19 protein-coding genes are annotated in these 18,156 nt (G+C 61.8%); 7 read left to right on the forward strand and 12 right to left on the reverse strand.

The features are described from left to right. Nucleotides 1-62: 62 nt before the first annotated feature. Nucleotides 63-773, forward strand: coding sequence for an alpha/beta family hydrolase (locus tag FKG94_RS24935; protein WP_142929674.1), 711 nt, complete (start codon nucleotides 63-65; stop codon nucleotides 771-773). Nucleotides 774-796: 23 nt separating this feature from the next. On the opposite strand, the gene FKG94_RS24940 is transcribed toward FKG94_RS24935, so the two are convergent. Then, nucleotides 797-1,078: an antibiotic biosynthesis monooxygenase family protein gene (locus tag FKG94_RS24940; RefSeq protein ID WP_142929675.1), complete on the reverse strand. Its 282-nt coding sequence runs from the start codon at nucleotides 1,076-1,078 to the stop codon at nucleotides 797-799. 166 nt (nucleotides 1,079-1,244) lie between these two features. Next, on the reverse strand, nucleotides 1,245-1,616 hold the full coding sequence (locus FKG94_RS24945) for a hypothetical protein (RefSeq protein ID WP_142929676.1): 372 nt from the start codon (nucleotides 1,614-1,616) through the stop codon (nucleotides 1,245-1,247). 204 nt (nucleotides 1,617-1,820) lie between these two features. Here FKG94_RS24945 and tusA point away from each other — a divergent pair, with 204 nt between their 5' ends. Then, nucleotides 1,821-2,054 (forward strand): sulfurtransferase TusA, encoded by a 234-nt coding sequence (gene tusA / locus FKG94_RS24950; protein WP_142929677.1) that lies wholly within the window; start codon nucleotides 1,821-1,823, stop codon nucleotides 2,052-2,054. 262 nt (nucleotides 2,055-2,316) lie between these two features. Here tusA and FKG94_RS24955 read toward each other — a convergent pair whose 3' ends face one another. Continuing rightward, complete coding sequence (locus FKG94_RS24955; RefSeq protein WP_142929678.1) at nucleotides 2,317-3,015, reverse strand: hypothetical protein; 699 nt, start codon at nucleotides 3,013-3,015, stop codon at nucleotides 2,317-2,319. 366 nt (nucleotides 3,016-3,381) lie between these two features. Here FKG94_RS24955 and FKG94_RS24960 point away from each other — a divergent pair, with 366 nt between their 5' ends. Genes FKG94_RS24960 through FKG94_RS24970 form a run of 3 tightly spaced genes read left to right on the forward strand, consistent with a single transcriptional unit; the run spans nucleotide 3,382 to nucleotide 5,350 of the window. Then, nucleotides 3,382-3,846 carry a gamma-glutamylcyclotransferase family protein gene (locus FKG94_RS24960; protein ID WP_142929679.1) on the forward strand — a complete coding sequence of 155 codons (465 nt, stop codon included), beginning with the start codon at nucleotides 3,382-3,384 and terminating at the stop codon, nucleotides 3,844-3,846. After that, complete coding sequence (locus FKG94_RS24965) at nucleotides 3,846-4,430, forward strand: elongation factor P hydroxylase (RefSeq protein WP_142929680.1); 585 nt, start codon at nucleotides 3,846-3,848, stop codon at nucleotides 4,428-4,430. The genes FKG94_RS24960 and FKG94_RS24965 overlap by 1 nt, the downstream gene beginning before the upstream one ends. Then, the gene (locus FKG94_RS24970; protein WP_142929681.1) at nucleotides 4,412-5,350 is read left to right on the forward strand and encodes a 5'-3' exonuclease; all 939 of its coding nucleotides are present in this window, start codon (nucleotides 4,412-4,414) and stop codon (nucleotides 5,348-5,350) included. Before FKG94_RS24965 ends, FKG94_RS24970 begins: the two co-directional genes overlap by 19 nt. Before the next feature lie 10 nt (nucleotides 5,351-5,360). Here the strand turns inward: FKG94_RS24970 and FKG94_RS24975 are convergent, their stop codons facing one another. From FKG94_RS24975 to FKG94_RS24995, 5 genes are read right to left on the reverse strand one after another with little or no spacing between them, the layout of a single operon-like run. Further along, the gene (locus tag FKG94_RS24975) at nucleotides 5,361-5,612 is read right to left on the reverse strand and encodes a formate dehydrogenase subunit delta (protein ID WP_142929682.1); all 252 of its coding nucleotides are present in this window, start codon (nucleotides 5,610-5,612) and stop codon (nucleotides 5,361-5,363) included. Between the two features lie 11 nt (nucleotides 5,613-5,623). After that, nucleotides 5,624-6,442 carry a formate dehydrogenase accessory sulfurtransferase FdhD gene (gene fdhD / locus FKG94_RS24980; RefSeq protein WP_142929683.1) on the reverse strand — a complete coding sequence of 273 codons (819 nt, stop codon included), beginning with the start codon at nucleotides 6,440-6,442 and terminating at the stop codon, nucleotides 5,624-5,626. Further along, the gene (gene fdhF / locus FKG94_RS24985) at nucleotides 6,442-9,336 is read right to left on the reverse strand and encodes a formate dehydrogenase subunit alpha (protein ID WP_142929684.1); all 2,895 of its coding nucleotides are present in this window, start codon (nucleotides 9,334-9,336) and stop codon (nucleotides 6,442-6,444) included. The genes fdhD and fdhF overlap by 1 nt, the downstream gene beginning before the upstream one ends. Next, nucleotides 9,329-10,909 (reverse strand): formate dehydrogenase beta subunit, encoded by a 1,581-nt coding sequence (locus FKG94_RS24990; protein ID WP_142929685.1) that lies wholly within the window; start codon nucleotides 10,907-10,909, stop codon nucleotides 9,329-9,331. The genes fdhF and FKG94_RS24990 overlap by 8 nt, the downstream gene beginning before the upstream one ends. After that, a complete protein-coding gene (locus FKG94_RS24995; protein ID WP_142929686.1) occupies nucleotides 10,909-11,448 on the reverse strand; it encodes a formate dehydrogenase subunit gamma in 540 nt (179 codons plus the stop codon). The genes FKG94_RS24990 and FKG94_RS24995 overlap by 1 nt, the downstream gene beginning before the upstream one ends. A 703-nt stretch (nucleotides 11,449-12,151) precedes the next feature. Between FKG94_RS24995 and FKG94_RS25000 the strand changes: the two genes are divergently transcribed. Next, the gene (locus tag FKG94_RS25000; protein ID WP_142929687.1) at nucleotides 12,152-12,850 is read left to right on the forward strand and encodes an SIMPL domain-containing protein; all 699 of its coding nucleotides are present in this window, start codon (nucleotides 12,152-12,154) and stop codon (nucleotides 12,848-12,850) included. Between the two features lie 30 nt (nucleotides 12,851-12,880). Next, complete coding sequence (locus FKG94_RS25005; RefSeq protein WP_142929688.1) at nucleotides 12,881-13,639, forward strand: tetratricopeptide repeat protein; 759 nt, start codon at nucleotides 12,881-12,883, stop codon at nucleotides 13,637-13,639. A gap of 49 nt (nucleotides 13,640-13,688) precedes the next feature. Here the strand turns inward: FKG94_RS25005 and FKG94_RS25010 are convergent, their stop codons facing one another. The 4 genes from FKG94_RS25010 to FKG94_RS25025 all read right to left on the reverse strand — a co-directional run bounded on the left by FKG94_RS25010 (nucleotide 13,689) and on the right by FKG94_RS25025 (nucleotide 18,084). Continuing rightward, complete coding sequence (locus tag FKG94_RS25010; protein WP_142929689.1) at nucleotides 13,689-14,375, reverse strand: TIGR04283 family arsenosugar biosynthesis glycosyltransferase; 687 nt, start codon at nucleotides 14,373-14,375, stop codon at nucleotides 13,689-13,691. Between the two features lie 114 nt (nucleotides 14,376-14,489). After that, complete coding sequence (locus FKG94_RS25015; RefSeq protein WP_142929690.1) at nucleotides 14,490-15,197, reverse strand: 2OG-Fe(II) oxygenase; 708 nt, start codon at nucleotides 15,195-15,197, stop codon at nucleotides 14,490-14,492. A gap of 12 nt (nucleotides 15,198-15,209) precedes the next feature. Continuing rightward, nucleotides 15,210-16,301, reverse strand: coding sequence for a bifunctional DNA-binding transcriptional regulator/O6-methylguanine-DNA methyltransferase Ada (gene ada / locus FKG94_RS25020; protein WP_142929691.1), 1,092 nt, complete (start codon nucleotides 16,299-16,301; stop codon nucleotides 15,210-15,212). 379 nt (nucleotides 16,302-16,680) lie between these two features. After that, on the reverse strand, nucleotides 16,681-18,084 hold the full coding sequence (locus tag FKG94_RS25025) for a M20/M25/M40 family metallo-hydrolase (RefSeq protein WP_142929692.1): 1,404 nt from the start codon (nucleotides 18,082-18,084) through the stop codon (nucleotides 16,681-16,683). Between the last annotated feature and the right edge of the window lie 72 nt (nucleotides 18,085-18,156).

The raw sequence follows: 18,156 nt of genomic DNA on the forward strand, positions 1-18,156 counted from the left end.
TGCTCCAGCACCTGCGTGCCTAATAAAGCAGAAATAGAACAGTTGGTAAAGCGAATTACGTCATGAGTGATGGGATACAACCGCAAGCTCAACACCGTGACTGCGACGGCGGCGATTTTTTGCTGACCGCCGCGGCGGCGCCGGTGCTGGATGCCCGCCTGGTGCTGGCCCACGGCGCCGGCGCCGGCATGGAAAGCGACTTTATGAACGCCATTGCCGAGGCTGTGACGCGGCGGGGTGTGGCGGTTATCCGCTTTGAATTCCCGTACATGGCACAACGGCGCCGCGGCGGTAAACGGCGGCCGCCGGACCGCGCCGACACCTTGCTGAGGGATTGGCGCCGGGTCGTGCAGGCGCTGCGCCCGGGGCCACCGCTGTTTGTCGGCGGCAAGTCGCTGGGCGGGCGCATGGCCAGTATGGTTGCCGACGAACTGGCGGTGGCCGGGCTGGTCTGTCTCGGTTATCCGTTTCACCCGCCGCGCCAACCGCAACGGTTGCGCACCGAACACCTGGCCGGGTTGCACACACCGGCGTTGATCGTGCAGGGCAGCCGCGATCCGTTCGGCAACTGTGACGAGGTGCGCGACTACAGCGACCGCGGTCTGCTGGCCGATCACATCCGCCTGCAGTGGCTGGAGGATGGCGATCACGACTTCAGGCCGCGGGTCAGGTCCGGGTTGTCGCAGGCGGACCATATAGAAACGGCGGCGCAGGCGATAGCAGCCTTCGTGGCTGCTACTCTGGCGACGGCTGCCCCGGGGGGCATGTCCTGAGCGCGGGCGGCGGTACGGTGGGATCAGTTTTCCAACAGCGTGATTTTTTCCTGCTCCATTAACAGCGGATTCAGTTGATTCATCATCTCGCGCCGGGTGTCGCTGTGAAACCAGCGCTGCCAGTCCTGCACCGAACGCCATTTCGACAGGACAAAACGGCGGTTGGGGTGTTGCAGGTCGGCGAAGGTTTCACCGTTGACAAAGCCGGTGGCCTGGTAGGCGAGATGTAGTGTTTTGCGTGCGGTGTCTTCGTAAGTGGACAACATATCGTCGGCGATCTGGCGTTCAATCAGCACGTGGATCATGGGCTAACTCTTAATTGGTGACTTTTAAGTAGTGACTTTTAAGTAGTGACTTTTAAGTAATGACTTCCAGCAGCGATAGCCAGGGTGGTTTGCCAGGTGGTTCGCAACGGCGGCGTTCAGCACCCGCGTTCGAGACCGCCCCTGTCGGGCATGGGTTGCCGATGGTTCAGTTGCGGCTCGAACACTCCCTGCCGGCCTGTATGATAATCCACTCCGCCAGCGCTATCCATTCGTGGATCAGGGTTTTGATTACCACCCGGCGGCCCTGCGCCGAGCTGCCGTTGTGTTCAAGCGAATGCTGGCCCATTTCGGTGAGTGCCGCCACGATCTTGCCGACGGTGCGCGCCTCCAGGCTGACGTGAAAGTGATCGGTGGCTGCGTCATTGCTACCGGGCAGTGGCTTGCCGGCCAGTACATTCTGTACCGCCAGGGCCAGGCCCGGATGCCGCTTGCGCATTAAGCGAAAGGTCAGCTCCAGTGCCCCCCGGCTGAAGATTTCGGGTTTTTTGCGGTTTGTTTCTTTATCGACTTGTGTCAATAGGGTCCCCCGATGCACTGGTGGGTGCAAGTCGGCTCACGCCGGCGGTAGCTGCTTTCCTCGCGTTGACCTTCTCTCCCGTAGATGACAATAATATGCTGCTTATAAGTAGTGTAGCAATGCTTTTGAATTACCGGATTAATTCAGCCACAATGCGAAACTGGTTTGAATATCGAATATTGTTACCCCTGCGATTGGTTATATATGAGCATGGAAGTAGACAAGTCCCTGGACGCTACCGGGCTGTTGTGTCCGGAACCGGTTATGATGCTGCACAATGTGGTCAGGGACGCCGTTTGTGGCGATGTTATCGAGGTGATCGCTACCGACCCCTCCACCACCCGCGATATTCCCAAGTTTTGTGATTTTCTGGGCCATGAGTTGCTGGCGCAAGAGGAGCGCGAGCGCAAGTATTTCTATTACATCCGCAAAGGTTGAAAGTTACAACGGTTGCAGGGCGTAAAGGTTGGAAGGCGTAAAGGTTGGAAGGTGCCAAGGTTGGAAGGATAGGTGCACAGGTAAAGGGAAGCCGGCGGATGGGAACACCGGCCGGCTTTGTTTATCGAGACTCTTTTTTAGTTTTTAGTTTTTAGTTCTTAGTTCTTAGTTCTTAGTTCGCCGCGTTTACTTCGCCGCATTTACGTCGCCGGGTTTTTAGGTACATGTTGCTTTCGTTCTACCGCCGGCGCCTTGCCCCGATTCAGGATTCTTCCACCAGTATCGAGATAGCCGCCAGAGCTTCGGGGTCCTCTGCTTTGATTTTATTGGCGATCTGGTGTTGAAAGAAATAGCGGAACGCCTCCCGGCTCTGGGCCGGATACAGGCAATCGTCACCCGGCAGCACCGGTGTGCTTTCGACTTTTTTCTCATCGGCGAGCATACCGCAAAGCATGCCGTCGAAGTGCAGGCGCCAGCTCACCACCTCGGTCAGGGTCAGGCTCTGGAAACCGTTGTCGGATAATACTGCGTGGGTGCCGATAGTATCGGGGATTTCCTGAATGACATCGCTCGGGCTTTCACATTGGTATTCATAGTATTCGGCGGCTGTTTCCAGCTCGACGATTTTGTGGATAGGCGCATCGTAGAAAACTTCATCAATGCCGGAGTCGTAGTAGCCCTCCCATTGGCCGTTTAACGGGTCCTTGATCTCGGGACAGGCAACGATATCGTCCAGCCAGGGCACCAGTCCCACCACCTCGCCATTGGCCCTCAGGCCCCAGCACAGGACGCGAAGACTGAATAACTTATCGGGGCTGGCCTCGTTGGAATACAGCATTTCCAGGCCGTCGAGTTCGGGAGCGAGTCGAATGAAACGAGTATCGCGGAGCGACGAGTAGGGCTTCCCAGTGAAGAGATCGACCACATTGTCCTTGTTGTGGGTTTGGGTTGAGGTCTTCATAATACCACCTCCTTGCTGCGGCTAAGTACTCAGACATCGTCACTTTGTCTTTGGTTTCAACGGCCTTGGTTGCAATTTTTACCCGACAGTTTTACGCGGCTGACTTTTGCGCAATTGTCTTAAGGAACTGTCTGTATGGAACTATCTGTATGGAACTGTCTTATGCAACTGTCTTGTACGACTTTAGGCTGTTCAAAAATAGCGATATCTGAGTACTCAACGAAGTCTTTTGATACCCAATTTTAAGGCAGTGTTTTAGGGCCGCCTCTATATAAGGTATATGCTCACACCCAAAAGCACAACACTTTGTTTTAAAATTGTGAGCGTTTTTATAACTTGTCCCTATAAACGCGGCGAAAAATCCCTATGAGCACCTATTATTTTGCCTATGGTTCCAATATGAACCCGGCCCGTATGGCGACCAGAGGTATGGGCGTGGTGTCGATCCAGCCCGGCAGGCTGGCCAATCTGCGCCTCAGCTTCAATATGCGGGTGGCAAATGCACCGGGCAATTCCCACGCTAATGTGGTGTACGAGGCGGGTGCAGAGGTGGAAGGCGTGCTTTATCGCCTGACTGACCCGGCGGAAATGGTCAAGATGGACCCTTTTGAAAGCGCCCCCCGATCCTACAGCCGCGATATATTCCCGATCGAAACCCCCGCCGGCACCGTACCCGGTTGGGTGTATATCGGCAACCAGGCGGTGCTGGAGGAGGGGTTGAGGCCTCCCCGTGACTACCTGGAGCACCTGCTGGCCGGGCGGGATTTTCTCAGTGAGCCCTATATTGCGCGACTGGCGCGCACCGCCTGCGCCGGCGAGGAACTGCCGTGATGCCGGGCACGGCCCCGGCCGGGGAACCGACCCGGCGGCACTGGCATTGCGACCACCTTATCGATGTCTTTGAACGGAATTTTCTCGCCAGCCACAATACCCGGCTGGTTAAAAACGGTGTGGAGCCCGTCTATCTGCCGGCCAGGCGGCCGGGAGAGCGTCACCGCATTGTCTTTACCCGCGACTATTTCGCCAGCGCCCTGCACGAGGTGGCGCACTGGTGTATCGCCGGACCGCAGCGCCGGCTGTTGCAGGACTACGGTTACTGGTATCAGCCCGACGGGCGCTCAGCCGAGCAGCAGCGCCGCTTCGAGCAGGTAGAGGTCAAACCGCAGGCCCTGGAGTGGGTCTTCGCCACGGCCGCCGGCTATCGCTTCCGCGTCAGCGCTGACAACCTGAACGGGGGCGCGGCCCCCAGCGCGGACTTTCTGGGCGCCATTTACCGGCAGGTGTTGGCTTACTGCGAGGGCGGTTTACCCGCCCGGGCCGCGGCTTTCACGGGAGCCCTGGCGGCTTTCTATCAGCGCCACCAGCCTTTCGATCCGCTGCATGCGGGACACTATAAATGCGAGGGGCTGACCTGATGGCGGCCGCGTCACCGGTGGGGCGGCCCAGGCCGCCGGCCTGCCTGATCGATGCGTCCATTTATATCTTTCGCTACTATTTTTCTCTGCCCGACAACTGGTTCAGTGAGGCGGAGGGTTATCCCACTGCCGCTGTTTACGGTTACACCACCTTTCTGCTGCAACTGCTGCAACGGCACCGGCCCGAGATTATTGCCGCCTGTTTTGACGAGAGTCTGGGCAGTTGCTTTCGCAATGAAATATACCCCGACTACAAAGCCAGCCGCGCGTTGCCCGATGCGGCTTTGGCCTATCAGTTGGATGCCTGCCGCGAAGTGACGCAACTGCTGGGTATCGCGGCATTTGCCAGCGATACCTACGAGGCGGACGACCTGATCGGCACCCTGGCGCGGCGTCTGCGCCGGCGCCGCGCGCCTGTCGCCATCCTCAGCCGTGACAAGGACCTGGGTCAGCTGCTGCGGCGGGAGGTGGATTTTCTCTGGGACTACGCCAAAGACGAGCGCTGGTACCGCGCCGATATCACCGCCAAATTCGGCGTCGAGCCCGAGCAACTGGTGGATTATCTGGCGCTGGTGGGTGACAGTATCGACGATATTCCCGGCGTGCCCGGCATCGGCGCGAAAACTGCGCGGGCGCTGCTGCAGGCGTGCGGTAACATAGACGCCGTGTTCAAGCGTCACCTGGAATTGCGGGAATTACCGATTCGCGGTGCCGGCACGCTGGCCGCGAAGCTGGCGCAACACCGGGAGCAGATCGAGATGGCGCGCCAACTGGCCACTATTGTCGACGCGGTACCGATGACCACCGACCCGGCCGCACTGGCGTGGCGGGAGCCGGACCTGGCGGCGCTGGAGGCGTTTTATCGGCGCATGGGGTTCGGCGACAGATTGATGCGCAAGACCGCGGCCCTGATCGCCTGACAGGCGCCGGCTAAGCCCTCCCGGGCGGCAGGTCATCGCCCTCGAGCAGGGCCACCGAGCGCAGCGCAATTGGCGACAACTGTGCTTTTTCCGCCGCTGAGCAGCCGATAATCTTCTCTTTCATCGAACGCGCCCAAAACTTCCCCACATGGTTGGCCACCGCCTGCGCTGCCGCTTCGTCGTCGTCGCGATGCTGGTGATTGGCCGAGATCTGGTTGAGCATGCGGATAAGGTGGTCCTGTCTGCTGTTGTCGCTGTTCATTATGGCTGGCTTCAGTTGGTGTAGATAGTGTGACGACCCTGTCTGGCAAACCCTATCAAATGGAGTCCGGATGCGCGGGCGAGTTCCACCGCCAGCGCGGTGGCGGCCGATACCGCGACCAGGGCGGTAATACCGGCGCTAGTGGCCTTTTGTACCATTTCATAGCTGGCCCGGCTCGATACCAGGGCAAAGCCCTGGTGCCGGTCGATGACGGTATTGGCCAGGGCGCCGATCAACTTGTCGAGGGCATTGTGGCGGCCAATGTCCTCGCGAAGCAAGTGTATTTTGCCCTGCATGTCGCACCAGGCGGCACCGTGGCAGGCACCGGTCAGGGCCTGTAGAGGCTGGGCGCCCGCCAGTGTCGCCAGCGCCTGTTGCACGGCGGCAGCGCTGGGCTTGCAGGCAGGGCCGACCGGAATCGGCGCGCGCACCGCCTGTTCCAGCGATTCCGTGCCGCACAGGCCGCAACCGGTGCGGCCGGTGAGATTGCGACGCCGCTGTTTGAGCTGTGCCATACAGGCGGCGCTGATGCGGATATTCACCGCGTGGCCCGGGGGGTGGCGGTGGGCCTCCACAGCGTAGATATCGTCCGTGCTCCTCACTATGCCTTCGCTGAGACTGAACCCGAGCGCCAGGTCCTCCAGGGCATCGGGACTGGCCATCATCACCACATGGGAAATACCGTTGTATACCAGTGCCACTGCTGCTTCCTGCGCCAGTGGCTCGCTCAGCGGCGCTGCGGCAGGCTGCTGTGGGTGCCAGCGCCGCACTGCCGTGCGCCGGTAGGCGGCTGTTGGCGCCGTCCCCTCGCCGGGCTGGCGGGCGGACATCAGGTCTGTTCTCCCACCGTTTGCCGGGCGCGTTGGAAGAGACTTTCCTGCCGCGTCTTGAATGCTTCAAAGCGGCGCTGCCAATGGGAGGGCCGGGAGACCTTTTCCACCTGCACTGCCGTCACTTTATACTCGGGACAGTTGGTGGCCCAATCGGAGTTGTCCGTGGTGATTACATTGGCCCCGCTGTGGGGGTGGTGGAAGGTGGTGTAGACCACGCCCGGTTGCGTGCGCGTGCTGATCCGGGCGCGCATCACGGTGGCGCCGGCACGGCTGCTGATACCGAGCCAGTCGCCGTCGCTGATGCCTCGCTCCTGGGCGTCCTGGGGATGGATGTCGAGGACATCCTCGGCGTGCCATAACTGGTTGGCAGTGCGGCGGGTCTGGGCGCCGACGTTGTACTGGCTGAGTATGCGGCCGGTGGTCAGCAGCAGCGGAAAGCGCCGGCTGGCGCGCTCCTCGGAGGCCACATAGCCGGTGATGGCGAAACGGCCTTTGCCGATCGGGAAATCCTCCGCGTGCATGATCGGCATCCCCTCGGGGTGGTCGTCGTTGCAGGGCCATTGAATACTGCCAAGACGCTCGAGCTTGGCGTAGCTGACGCCCGCGAAACTCGGTGTCAGGCTGGCAATTTCGTCCATGATTTCGGCGGGGTGGCGGTAGTCCATCGGGTAACCGAGGGCGTTGGACAACGCCTGGGTCACCTCCCAGTCCTCCTTGCCTGCCAGCGGCGGCATGACTTTGCGCACCCGGTTGATACGGCGTTCTGCGTTGGTAAAGGTACCGTTCTTCTCGAGAAACGACGCGCCGGGCAGCAGCACGTGGGCAAACTTGGCGGTTTCATTAAGAAAAATATCCTGCACGATCAGGCATTCCAGCGCCGTCAGGGCCGCCTCCACATGCTGGGTATTGGGGTCTGACTGGGCGATATCCTCGCCCTGTACGTACAGGGCCTTGAAGGTTCCCTCGATGGCGGCGTCGAACATATTGGGAATGCGCAGGCCCGGCTCCGGGTCCAGGCTGACCCCCCAGGCCCGCTCGAAGCGGCGCCGCACCGCGGTATCGGCGATATGCTGGTAGCCCGGCAGTTCGTGGGGGAAGGAACCCATATCGCAGGAGCCCTGGACATTGTTCTGGCCGCGCAGCGGATTGATCCCGACCCCGGCGCGACCGATATTACCGGTGGCCATGGCCAGGTTGGCAATGCCCATCACCATAGTGGAGCCCTGGCTGTGCTCGGTAACCCCGAGGCCGTAGTAGATGGCGCCATTGGGTGCGGCGGCATAGCGGCGGGCGGCAGCGCGTACCTGTGCAGCGGCCACGCCGGTGACAGCCGCAGTGGCCTCGGGAGCGTTGTCCGGCGCGAGAATAAAGCGCCGCCAGGACCGGTAAGCATCGGCGTCGCAGCGCCGCTCGATAAAGTCTTTGTCCTCCAGGCCCTCGGCCACCACCACATGGGCCAGGGCGTTGATCAGTGCCACGTTGGTGCCCGGCCGCAACGGCAGGTGCAGCCCGCCGCCGGCGTGGGGGGTGTCGAGCAAATCGATATGGCGGGGGTCGGCGACAATCAACCCGGCACCCTGGCGCAGGCGCCGGCGCAATTGCGAGGCGAACACCGGGTGCGCGTCGGTGGGATTGGCGCCGATAACGACAATAACATCGGCCTGCATCACCGATTCGAAGGTCTGGGTGCCGGCCGATTCGCCGATGGTGGTCTTCAGGCCGTAGCCGGTGGGGGAGTGGCAGACCCGGGCGCAGGTGTCGGTGTTGTTGTTGCCGAATGCCGCGCGGATCAGTTTTTGTACCAGGTAGGTTTCCTCGTTGGTGCAGCGCGAAGAGGTAATGCCGCCGACGCTGTCGCGACCGTAGCGGTGCTGGACGGCCTTGATACGCTCGGCGGCAAAAGCCAGCGCCGTCTCCCAGGAGACGCTGCGCCAGGGTTGTTCAATCGTCTCGCGGATCATCGGTGCGGTGATACGGTCGCGGTGGGTGGCATAGCCGAAAGCGAAGCGGCCCTTGACGCAGGCGTGCCCGCGGTTGGCGCCGCCGTTTTTGTAGGGCACCATGCGGATCAACTGATCGCCCTTCATTTCCGCTTTGAACGAACAGCCGACACCGCAGTAGGCGCAGGTGGTGATGACGCTGTGCTCCGGCTGGCCCTGCTCGATCACACTTTTTTCCATCAGGGTGGCGGTGGGGCAGGTCTGGACGCAGGCGCCACAGGAGACGCAGTCGGAGTCGATAAACGCGTCACCCTGGCCGGCGGCGACTTTGGCGTCGAAGCCGCGGCCCTGAATGGTGAGCGCAAAGGTGCCCTGGACCTCGGCGCAGGCGCGCACGCAGCGTGAGCAGACAATACACTTGCCGGGGTCGAAGGTGAAATAGGGATGGCTGGCATCCGCTTTGGCGTCCAGGTGATTGGCGCCGGCGAAGCCATAGCGCACCTCCCGCAAGCCGACGGCACCGGCCATATCCTGCAGCTCGCAGTCGCCGTTGCTGGGGCAGGTAAGGCAGTCCAGCGGGTGGTCGGAGATATACAGCTCCATCACCTGGCGCCGCAGTCGCGCCAGCTTCGGGTTTTGGGTGGTGACCCGCATGCCTTCGGCTACCGGGGTGGTGCAGGCGGCGGGGTAGCCTTTATGGCCGTCGATCTGCACCGTGCAGAGGCGGCAGGAGCCGAATGCCTGCAGGTTGTCGGATGCGCACAGCCGGGGAATATTGATATCGGCCAGCGCCGCCGCCCGCATGACGGAGGTGCCTGCCGGCACGCTGATCGCCACGCCGTCCACTGCCAGGGTCACGGTAACCGCGGGATCGGGGGCGCGCTGCGCCGGGGCCGGTGTGCCCAAATCCCGCTCGCCGTTGTCGGGGCCGGGGTCAAAATACTCAATCATGGTCGTGTCCCTCGGGTTCGAGTCCGAAGTCGGCGGGAAAGTGATCGATCGCGCTGCGTACCGGGTAGGGGGTCATACCGCCCATGGCGCACAGTGAGGCGTCCGCCAGCGTATCACATAGGTCCCGCAGCAGAGTTAGATCGGCGTCGCGGTCGTCGCCCCGGCAGAGGCGCTCGATTACCTCCACGCCGCGGGTGGAGCCGATGCGACAGGGTGTGCACTTGCCGCAGGATTCCAGCGCGCAGAATTCCATCGCAAAACGGGCCTGGGCCGCCATATCGGCGCTGTCGTCGAAGGCCACGATGCCGCCGTGGCCGAGCAGCGCGCCCAGCGCCGCAAAGGCCTCGTAGTCCAGTGGCGTATCCCATTGCGAGGCCGGCAGATAAGCACCCAGTGGGCCGCCCACCTGCACCGCGCGCATAGCCCTGCCGCTGGCAGTGCCGCCGCCGAAGTGTTGCAGCAGGGTGGACAGGGTGGCCCCGAAGGCCAGCTCCACCAGGCCGCCGCGGGCGATATTGCCCGCCAGCTGGAATGCCATGGTGCCGCTGGAGCGACCGCTGCCATAGGCGGTATAGGCGGCGGCGCCCTCGGCGAGAATAAACGGCACTGCCGCCAGGGTCAGCACATTGTTGATCGCAGTGGGCTGCCCGAACAGGCCGGCGACGGCCGGCAGTGGCGGCTTGGCCCGCACCTCTCCGCGCCTGCCCTCAAGGCTCTCCAGCAGCGCCGTCTCCTCCCCGCAGATATAAGAGCCGGCGCCGAGTCGCACCTCGAGGTGGAAGGTCTTATCGCTGCCGCAGATATTGGCACCCAGATAACGATGTTGCTCGGCCAGGGCGATGGCCCGCTCGAGAATACGATGGGCATTGGGGTATTCCGAGCGCAGGTAGATATAGCCGCGGCTGGCGCCCACCGCCAGCGCGGCGATCAGCATGCCCTCGATCAGCATAAACGGGTCCGCCTCCATCACCAGCCGGTCGGCAAAGCTGCCCGAGTCTCCCTCGTCGGCGTTGCAGACGAGGTACTTGGCGGCAGTCGCTGCCGGATTGAGCGGCGCCTCAAGCACCGTCTGCCATTTTATTCCCGTGGGGAAGGCGGCGCCGCCGCGTCCCCGCAAACCGGCGGCCCGCACCTCGTCGATAATCGTCCGGGGTGACATTGACAGCGCCTTTTGCAGCCCTTTGAAACCCCCGTGTGTCAGGTAGTCATCCAGCGACAGCGGGTCGATAACACCGGCGCGGGCAAAGGTCAGGCGCTGCTGCTCGGCCAGGTAGGGAATGTGTTCGGTCAACCCCTGACACAGCGGGTGGTGCCGGGCGCCGCGCAGCAAACCGGCATCAACCAGGTTATCAATATCGCCTGCGCCGACCGGGCCGTAGGCGACGCGCCCGGCGCCGGCGGTCGCTTCCACCTCGACCAGCGGTTCCAGCCAGAACAGCCCGCGGGAGCCGTTGCGCACGATCTCAACGTTTTCTCCACGGGCCTCGGCCGCGGCGGCCAGCGCGGTGGCCACGGCATCGGCCCCCAGGGCCAGGGCGGTGGTATCGCGGGGCACGTAAATCCTGGCGGTCATCAGCGCACCTCCACCGCGACGCGGGTAAGCGCTTCGACAAGCTGGTCGAAACGCTCGGCGTCCACCCTGCCGAGGATGCTGGAGCCGCTGTGGTTGTCGATGCGCAGCGAGGGCCCGCAGGCACAGTTGCCGAGGCAGTACACCGGTTCCAGTGAAAACTCGCCGTCTGCCGTGGTCTGGTGGTAGTCGAGCCCGAGCACCTGTTTGACGTGTGCTTCCAAAACGCCGGCGCCGCGCGCCTGGCAGGCTTCGGCCCGACACAGGCGCAGCAGATGCCGCCCGGGGGGCCGCTCGCGAAAGTCGTGGTAGAAGCTGATGACGCCATGGATTTCCGCGCGGGTCTGTTTCAGCGCCCTGGCGATGGCGGGCACCGCGGCGGCGGGAACATAACCCAGGCGGGCCTGAATGCCGTGGAGAATGGGCAGCAGGGCGCCGGGTTGGTGTTTGAGGGTGTCGATGACTTCAGTGATCGTGTTGTCGATCTGGTCGGCATCCCGGTTGCCGGCAGAATCGCGATCAGTGCCGGGGGAGTCGCTCATCGGTTGCCGCCTGACGCTGTTTTTCTCGGGCTGTTCTTGAACCTGTTTTTCTCAAGTCATTGTAGAGTTAAAGTAGCCGGGTTTAAAGTGCGCGGCCGGCACCGGCCGCAGGAAACGGTTGCCGCCGGCAACGGGAGATTTGGCCGGCAATTACCCTCTCTGCCAATAGGTGGCAGGCGTGCCCGGGCACCTATTGTAAATATTGCTGTCCGAGAGGGACAGTGCTCGATGATGCTTGCTGAAGCGGGAGCGTGTTATCAAGTGGGTGCAGATCACCTTCGGTGAAGTGCTGTTGGGATCAGCCCTGAGAGAGCCGTTAGCAGCAGGCATCGGTGACCCCGGGCAATCGTTGTTAACTGGCAGGTACTACCGATCGACCGCAGGCGCTATTACTCGCAGTGGTAGAAGCCGCGCGCGGCACCGCACAGCGGACGATCCGGTCGCCGCACTGCGGCAGGCATCTGTGCGTTGTTACACTTTTCCAACAGAATTGGCGTTGAAAAGATTTGCCGGCCGGGGATTTAATTTGTATAACGCCGGCAACACTTAGCGAAGGCCGCTTTACACCAAAGGCAGCTCTCTGCGAAGACAACTCCCAACAATTGTTTTCAACAATGGTTCTCAACAACGGTTCTCAACAACGGTTCTCAACAACGGTTCTTAACAATTGTTCTCAACAACAGTAACACTCGAAGGTAACTCTATGAAAACTACGGTATTTGCTTCTGCGGCGCTGCTGGTCTCGTTGCTGGCCAGCGGCGTCAGCCTGGCGGCCGATGAACTCCATTACAACCTCTATAATTTTACCGCCGAAGCACAGCAGATGGTCGAGAACGACCTGATGCAGGCCACCCTGTCGGCCACTCACGAATCGAATCGCGCCGCCGAGGCGGCCGATACTGTCAATCAGCAGATGCAGTGGGCGTTGAGCCTGGCCAAGAATAAAAAGGCCCTGACCGTCAGCACCGGTCAGTACCATACCTCACCGGTTTACAAAAGCGGCAAGATCGTGGCCTGGCGGGCCTCGCAACAGCTGCATATCGAGACTGAAGAATTCGGCGTGTTAACCGATTTGATCGGCGATCTGCAACAGCGGCTGAAACTCGATGCCATGCAGTTTACGCCCACGCCGGAAACCCGTCGTCGCACCGAAGATGCGCTGTTGGTGAAAGCGCTTGATCAGTTCAAGACGCGAGCCAAAGTCGTGGCGAAAACCATGGCTGCCAGCAACTACGATATTGTCAATCTGGCCATCAATACCGGCGGCTATCACCCGCCGATGCCGCAGATGCGCATGAAGGCGTTTGCCATGAACGAAAGTGTCGCCGACCCTTCAGTGGAGGGCGGCAGCAGCGCCATGACAGTCTCTGTGACGGGGCAAATTCAATTGCGCCATCAATAACAGTGCGGCGGCGATAGCGGGCCGGGTCCGGTGTTGCTCAGGCGCTGGTTGTTATTTTGCGCTTCGCTGCTGTGTGCCGCTGGCGCGGCTGCTGCCGAGGTCGATTTTGCCGCGGTAGAGCAGGCGTTTGCCCGCGCCGATGCCACCCGGTTGCGATCTCAGGTTGCCGAACTGGACGACCGCCCGGCGAGTGCCGGCGAACGCGACAGCCGTTACCTGGTCGCCTACGCGCGCTATCGCCTGGCGGCGACTTATTTGCAGCAGCAGCGACCGGCCAGCGCCAAACCGGTATTGGCTCAGGCTATCGAGCAATTGCGTGAACTGCTGCGCGCTTACCCCGAGTTTGCCGAGGCCATGGTGCTGTTGGCGGCTGTCTACGGCCTGGAAATCTTGCGCAGCCCGGTAAAAGCGGTTTATCTGGCACCGCGCGCCAATCGGTTGATCGATCGCGGCCTGGAACTGGACCCCGGCAATCCCCGCGCCTACCTGATGAAAGGGGTGGTCAAGTTTCAAACCCCTACCCTGTTCGGCGGCAGTGTTGCCGAGGCGCGGGAGTTATTGGAAACCGGTCTGGCCCGGGCGGCCGCCACGACGCGCCCGGCGGCCATAGATTGGGGACTGGTGGATTTGCACCTGTGGCTCGGGCGGGTGGCCGCAGACCAAAACCGGCGCCGGCAAGAACAGGATCACTATGCGGCCGCGCTGTCGATTTCGCCGGACAATCACTGGGTGTTGCAGGCGATGGCGGGGCGGGGATACCGCTACGAGCCGGCCGCTGCCGAGCGTTGAAGCGCTCTGTTCTGATGCCGGCTTGGGCCTGGTCTGTCGCTAAGGTGAGTTAACGGTAGTCACCAAAAAAACGCTGGTGAGGGATGGGCTTTCGGTGCTCGTGGGCGAGTTGAATGCCGATCACGTAAAACAGCGCACGCCAGACGCCGAGTTGTAAAAACTTTCGAGAATCCGTGACGATTTTGTCCGGCAGCATAAACGGTTCGCAGACCTGGGCGAGTTTTTCGCCAAACAACACGTCCTCCATTTGTTGCTCTGCGAAGCCGCCCAATAGCTGAAACAGCGATGCTTTCACGAACATCGCCTGGTCGCCGTAAATAACGCGGGTTTTGCGAAAACGGCAGTTGTGCAGCCAGGAAATCAGGCGCAGCCCCCAGTGTCTGCCGGAAAAGCGGTGGGTAAAACAACCGGCCTCGAAGCCGTGTCGATCTGCCTGTTGCAACAGGTGCTCCAGTCCCTGGTGCGGCAACAGGGTGTCGGCGTGCAGAAACAACAACCACTCGCCGCGGGCCACTTTGGCGGCGGCGTTCATCTGGCTGCCGCGACCGCGTGGCGCCGAGATAACGCGCAACTCGGGCAGCCGGCGCCGGTAGTCGGCGGCTATGGCAAGGGTTGCATCGGTGCTGCCGCCGTCGCAGACAATGACCTCGTTGATGCCATGCTGAGAGCGCAGTGCCGCCAGTGTCGCGGGCAGGGCCTGCTCCTCATCCAGAGTCGGAATAATGATGCTGATCATGGCGGGCGGCGACGCTGGCGGGTGCTGTAAAATAATAGTGTCTCATGCTGGCCCGGCGGCTCCGACATAATAAAATCGCAAATTTAGAACTCGCTGCAACCACTAAGTTCCCGTTTACAAGGCGTCGTGAAAAATGATACCCAGGGTGCGGCGATGGCCGCGGCTGATTGTGGTGACGCCGTGACGCATGCTGGCTCTTGCGTAACCTCGCACCGACGGGCGCGGGCGATCCCGTACCGGAAAAACCAGTATCTGCCCAAAACCGAGCGGCGGGACTTCGCAGCGGCTTTGTCGGCGCGGGCGGTTTTCCACCAGCGTAAACAGGCCGCCGTCGAAGTCCTCACCGGGACGGCTCAATAGAATTACCGCCTGCAGGGGAAAATGCAGGTCTCCGTATAGGTCCCGATGCAGGCAGTTGTAATCGCCGGTGCTGTAATCGAGCAGCAGCGGGGTGGGGCGGGTCTGGCCCTGGCGCCGGCACAGTTCGAGCAATTCGGCGTGGTTGTCCGGCCAGTGCTGTTGCAGTCGCAGTGCTTGCGCCCAGTGATTGGCGAGCGGCGCCAGCTGCTCATACAGCAGGGTGCGCAGCGCCTGCACCAGCGGCGGCAGCGGATAACGAAAGTACTTGTACTCTCCGCTGCCAAACCCGTGGCGGGCCATAACCACGGTGGTGCGGAAGTTGTCGGGGTGATCGTAAAGCGAGGCGAGGCCGGCGCACTCGGCGGCGCTGAGCAGCGGCGGTGTCAGTCCGTAGCCCCGGTGATCGAGGTCCCGCTGCAAAGCTTCCCAGTCGAGTGCCTGCAGTTTTTCAGTGCAACTCACTGCTGTCGCTCCTTAACTGTTTGAGTTCGCCGCGCGCGTGGTCGCGGTGACTGCGCGGCTGCGTTCGGTATCGATCAGCGCCCGCTTGCGCTCTGTGCCCCAGCGGTAGCCGCCAAGCGAACCGTCGCTGCGCAACACCCGGTGGCAGGGGATCAGCAGCGCAATATTGTTGGCGCCACAGGCATTGGCGACGGCGCGCGCGGACTTGGGTGCGCCCATACCCCGGGCCACTTCGGTGTAGCTGGCCACTGCGCCCTCGGGCACGCTCATCAGAAAGCGCCAGACCCGCATCTGAAAAGCGGTGCCGTTTAAATGCAGCGGCGGTGCGGGTGCCGGGCTGCCCCGGTCGAGGTGGTGGTTCAGGGCGTCGATCCACTGGTTGAGGGCGGGGGCGGATTCCGCCGCCGACCGGCTCAAGGTCGCGTTGGGGTATTCGTGCTGCAACGCGGCGGTAAGGGCGGCCTCGCCGGCGCCGAAGTGCACAAAGCAGACCCCGCGATCGGTCGCCGCCATCAACAGATGTCCCAGGGTGGTGGTGCGGATGGCGTAGGCAATGGTCTCGCCTTTGCCGCCATCCCGGTAAGCCGAAGGCGTCATACCCAGGTGCCCGTCGACCTGTTCGTAGATGCGGCTGGTGGAACCGAAGCCGGCCGCGAAGATCGCCTCAGTGACATCGCTACCGTGGCGCAGCGATGTTCTGAATTGGTTCAGGCGCGCCGCGTTCTGGTATTGCTTGGGCGATACGCCGTAAGCGGACTTGAAGCGGCGCTGCAGGTGTGAGGTGCTGAGCTTGAACTCCCGCGCCAGTCGCGCCAGTGACAGCGTCTCATCGACGTGGGTGTCGATAAAGTCGGCCACCGCGGCCATGGCTTCGGACGACTGCCGCTGCGGTTGACATTTTAGGCAGGGCCGCAGGCCGGCGGCGGCTGCCGCGGCGGCCGAGGGATAAAAGCGCACATTTTCCGGTTTCGCCCGCCGCGACGGGCAGGAGGGGCGGCAGTAAACGCCGGTGGTTACGACGCCGAAAAAAAACCGCCCGTCGAAGCTGGCGTCACGATTTTCGAGTGCGCGCCAGCAATCCTTTTCACTGAGGTTGTCGAACATGGTGTCAGGCCTCCGCCCGCAGCGGGTGGCAGTCAAGCCACCGGTGAGTATTGTAAACTAAGTCGGGTCGGGGTGAACTTTAGGGCGGTGGGCCGCTGGCTGCACTCCGTTTCTTGCGTTGTTATTCTTATCCATTTGCCGGCATACAGATTCCGGGAGATAAAACCATCCAGAGGCAGACCTACCTCCGGTATTTTTAATCAAGATCAATAAGTATCGTATAGGGTCGACAGACTGTTCCACCGCCAAAAGTAGGCGCCTTCAGCGAGTGTGATTACGCCAAACCTTCAGCGGGCGACAGACTGACCCTATAGACAAAAGTGGCTGGTTATCACTGCGTTTGTGGACGGCATGGCTGCCGCCCGGGGCGACGGAGATTTTACTCCCGAAAATCCTCATCCATTTCCGCAACCAGATAAACAAAGGCCGCATAGGCCGCAACGTTCTGCGCCAGCTTAGCCGGATCGATTTTGTCCAGTGTGTCGTTCGGCGTGTGGTGCAGATCGAAGTAATCCCAGCCGTTTTGCAACAACGTTACCACCGGTACCCCCGCTTCGCGCACGTATTTCATATCCGGTCCGCCGCTGGCCTCGTTGTTGCCCGGCCCGATACCAAGCGGCAGCAGCACGTCTCCAATAGCCTTGGCAACAGGCAGTTTTGCCTCTGCGATACGGGTGTCAAAGCGCCAGATTTTATCGGCCCCAAAGTCGGACTCGGTGCCGACGATATGGTTTTCCAGTTCGCGGCTATGGGCCTCGGCATAGGCTTTGGCACCGACCAGTCCCACCTCCTCGGCACCGAAATATACCACGCGGATGGTGCGCTTGGGGGCGCGGCGCAGGTTGTCCATGATGACTTTGGCGGCGCCGGTCACAATGCCGACCCCGGCGCCGTCATCCACCGCCCCGGTGCCCTGGTCCCAGGAATCGAGGTGGGCACCGATCAGTACAATTTCATCGGGCCGTTCCCGGCCCGGAATTTCGGCGATCACATTACCCGACGGGGCGCGGGCCTGGGTTTGCGGGGTCAATGTCAGCCGCAACCGCAACGGCTCGTCGCGACTCAGGGCGCGTGCCAACTGGTCCGCATCCGGGGCGGACAAGGCTGCAGAGGGTACGCTTGGCCCGACGCTTGTATCGGTGATTGCCTTCATCTGGCCGGTATGTGCAAAGCGGTGACTGGACGTGCCAACGGAGCGGATTAAAGCGCCCACCGCGCCGGCTTTATGGGCTGCAAAGGCGGTCTCCCGCCGCTTTTGCACCGCCACGCCGTAGCCCGAACCGTCCTGCGTGCGGGTCATGACCTGATCGACAAAGACGATCTTGCCGCGCAAACTGCCTGCGCGCACCGCCTGCAGCGCCGCCAGTGACGGGAAGGAGACCAGGTCGCCCTCCACCCCTTCGGGCGGGGTGGCCACGCTGCCGCCGAGAGTGGTGATATACAGGGGTTGGGGGAAGGGCGAGGTGATTTCCGCCTTCTCGACACCGCGCTGCCACAGGGGCACTTCAAAGGGTTCTATGCGCACATTTTTGAAACCGAGCTGTTTCAATTTCTTCACTGCCCAGTCCCGGGCGCGGGCCTCGGCCTCGGTGCCGGCCAGGCGCGGCCCGATTTCGGTGGTCAGAGACTCGACCAAGTCATAGGCGGTGGTATCCTGCAGGGCCGTCGCCGCCAGTTTTTCAGCGGTTTGCCGCATTTTCGGGGTGACTATCTCAGCCTCGGCGAGACCGGCTGCAGGCATCCAGAGCAGATTACACAGTAAAGCGGCGATAAAAAAGCGCATGATGCATCCTGTCGATAGGTGGGTGGATGGAAAGCGGAATGATTCTATCTAGACGAAGGAGAATTGGAAAGC

Source organism: Exilibacterium tricleocarpae (genome assembly GCF_007004655.1).
In the GTDB taxonomy this organism is placed as follows: domain Bacteria; phylum Pseudomonadota; class Gammaproteobacteria; order Pseudomonadales; family Cellvibrionaceae; genus Exilibacterium; species Exilibacterium tricleocarpae.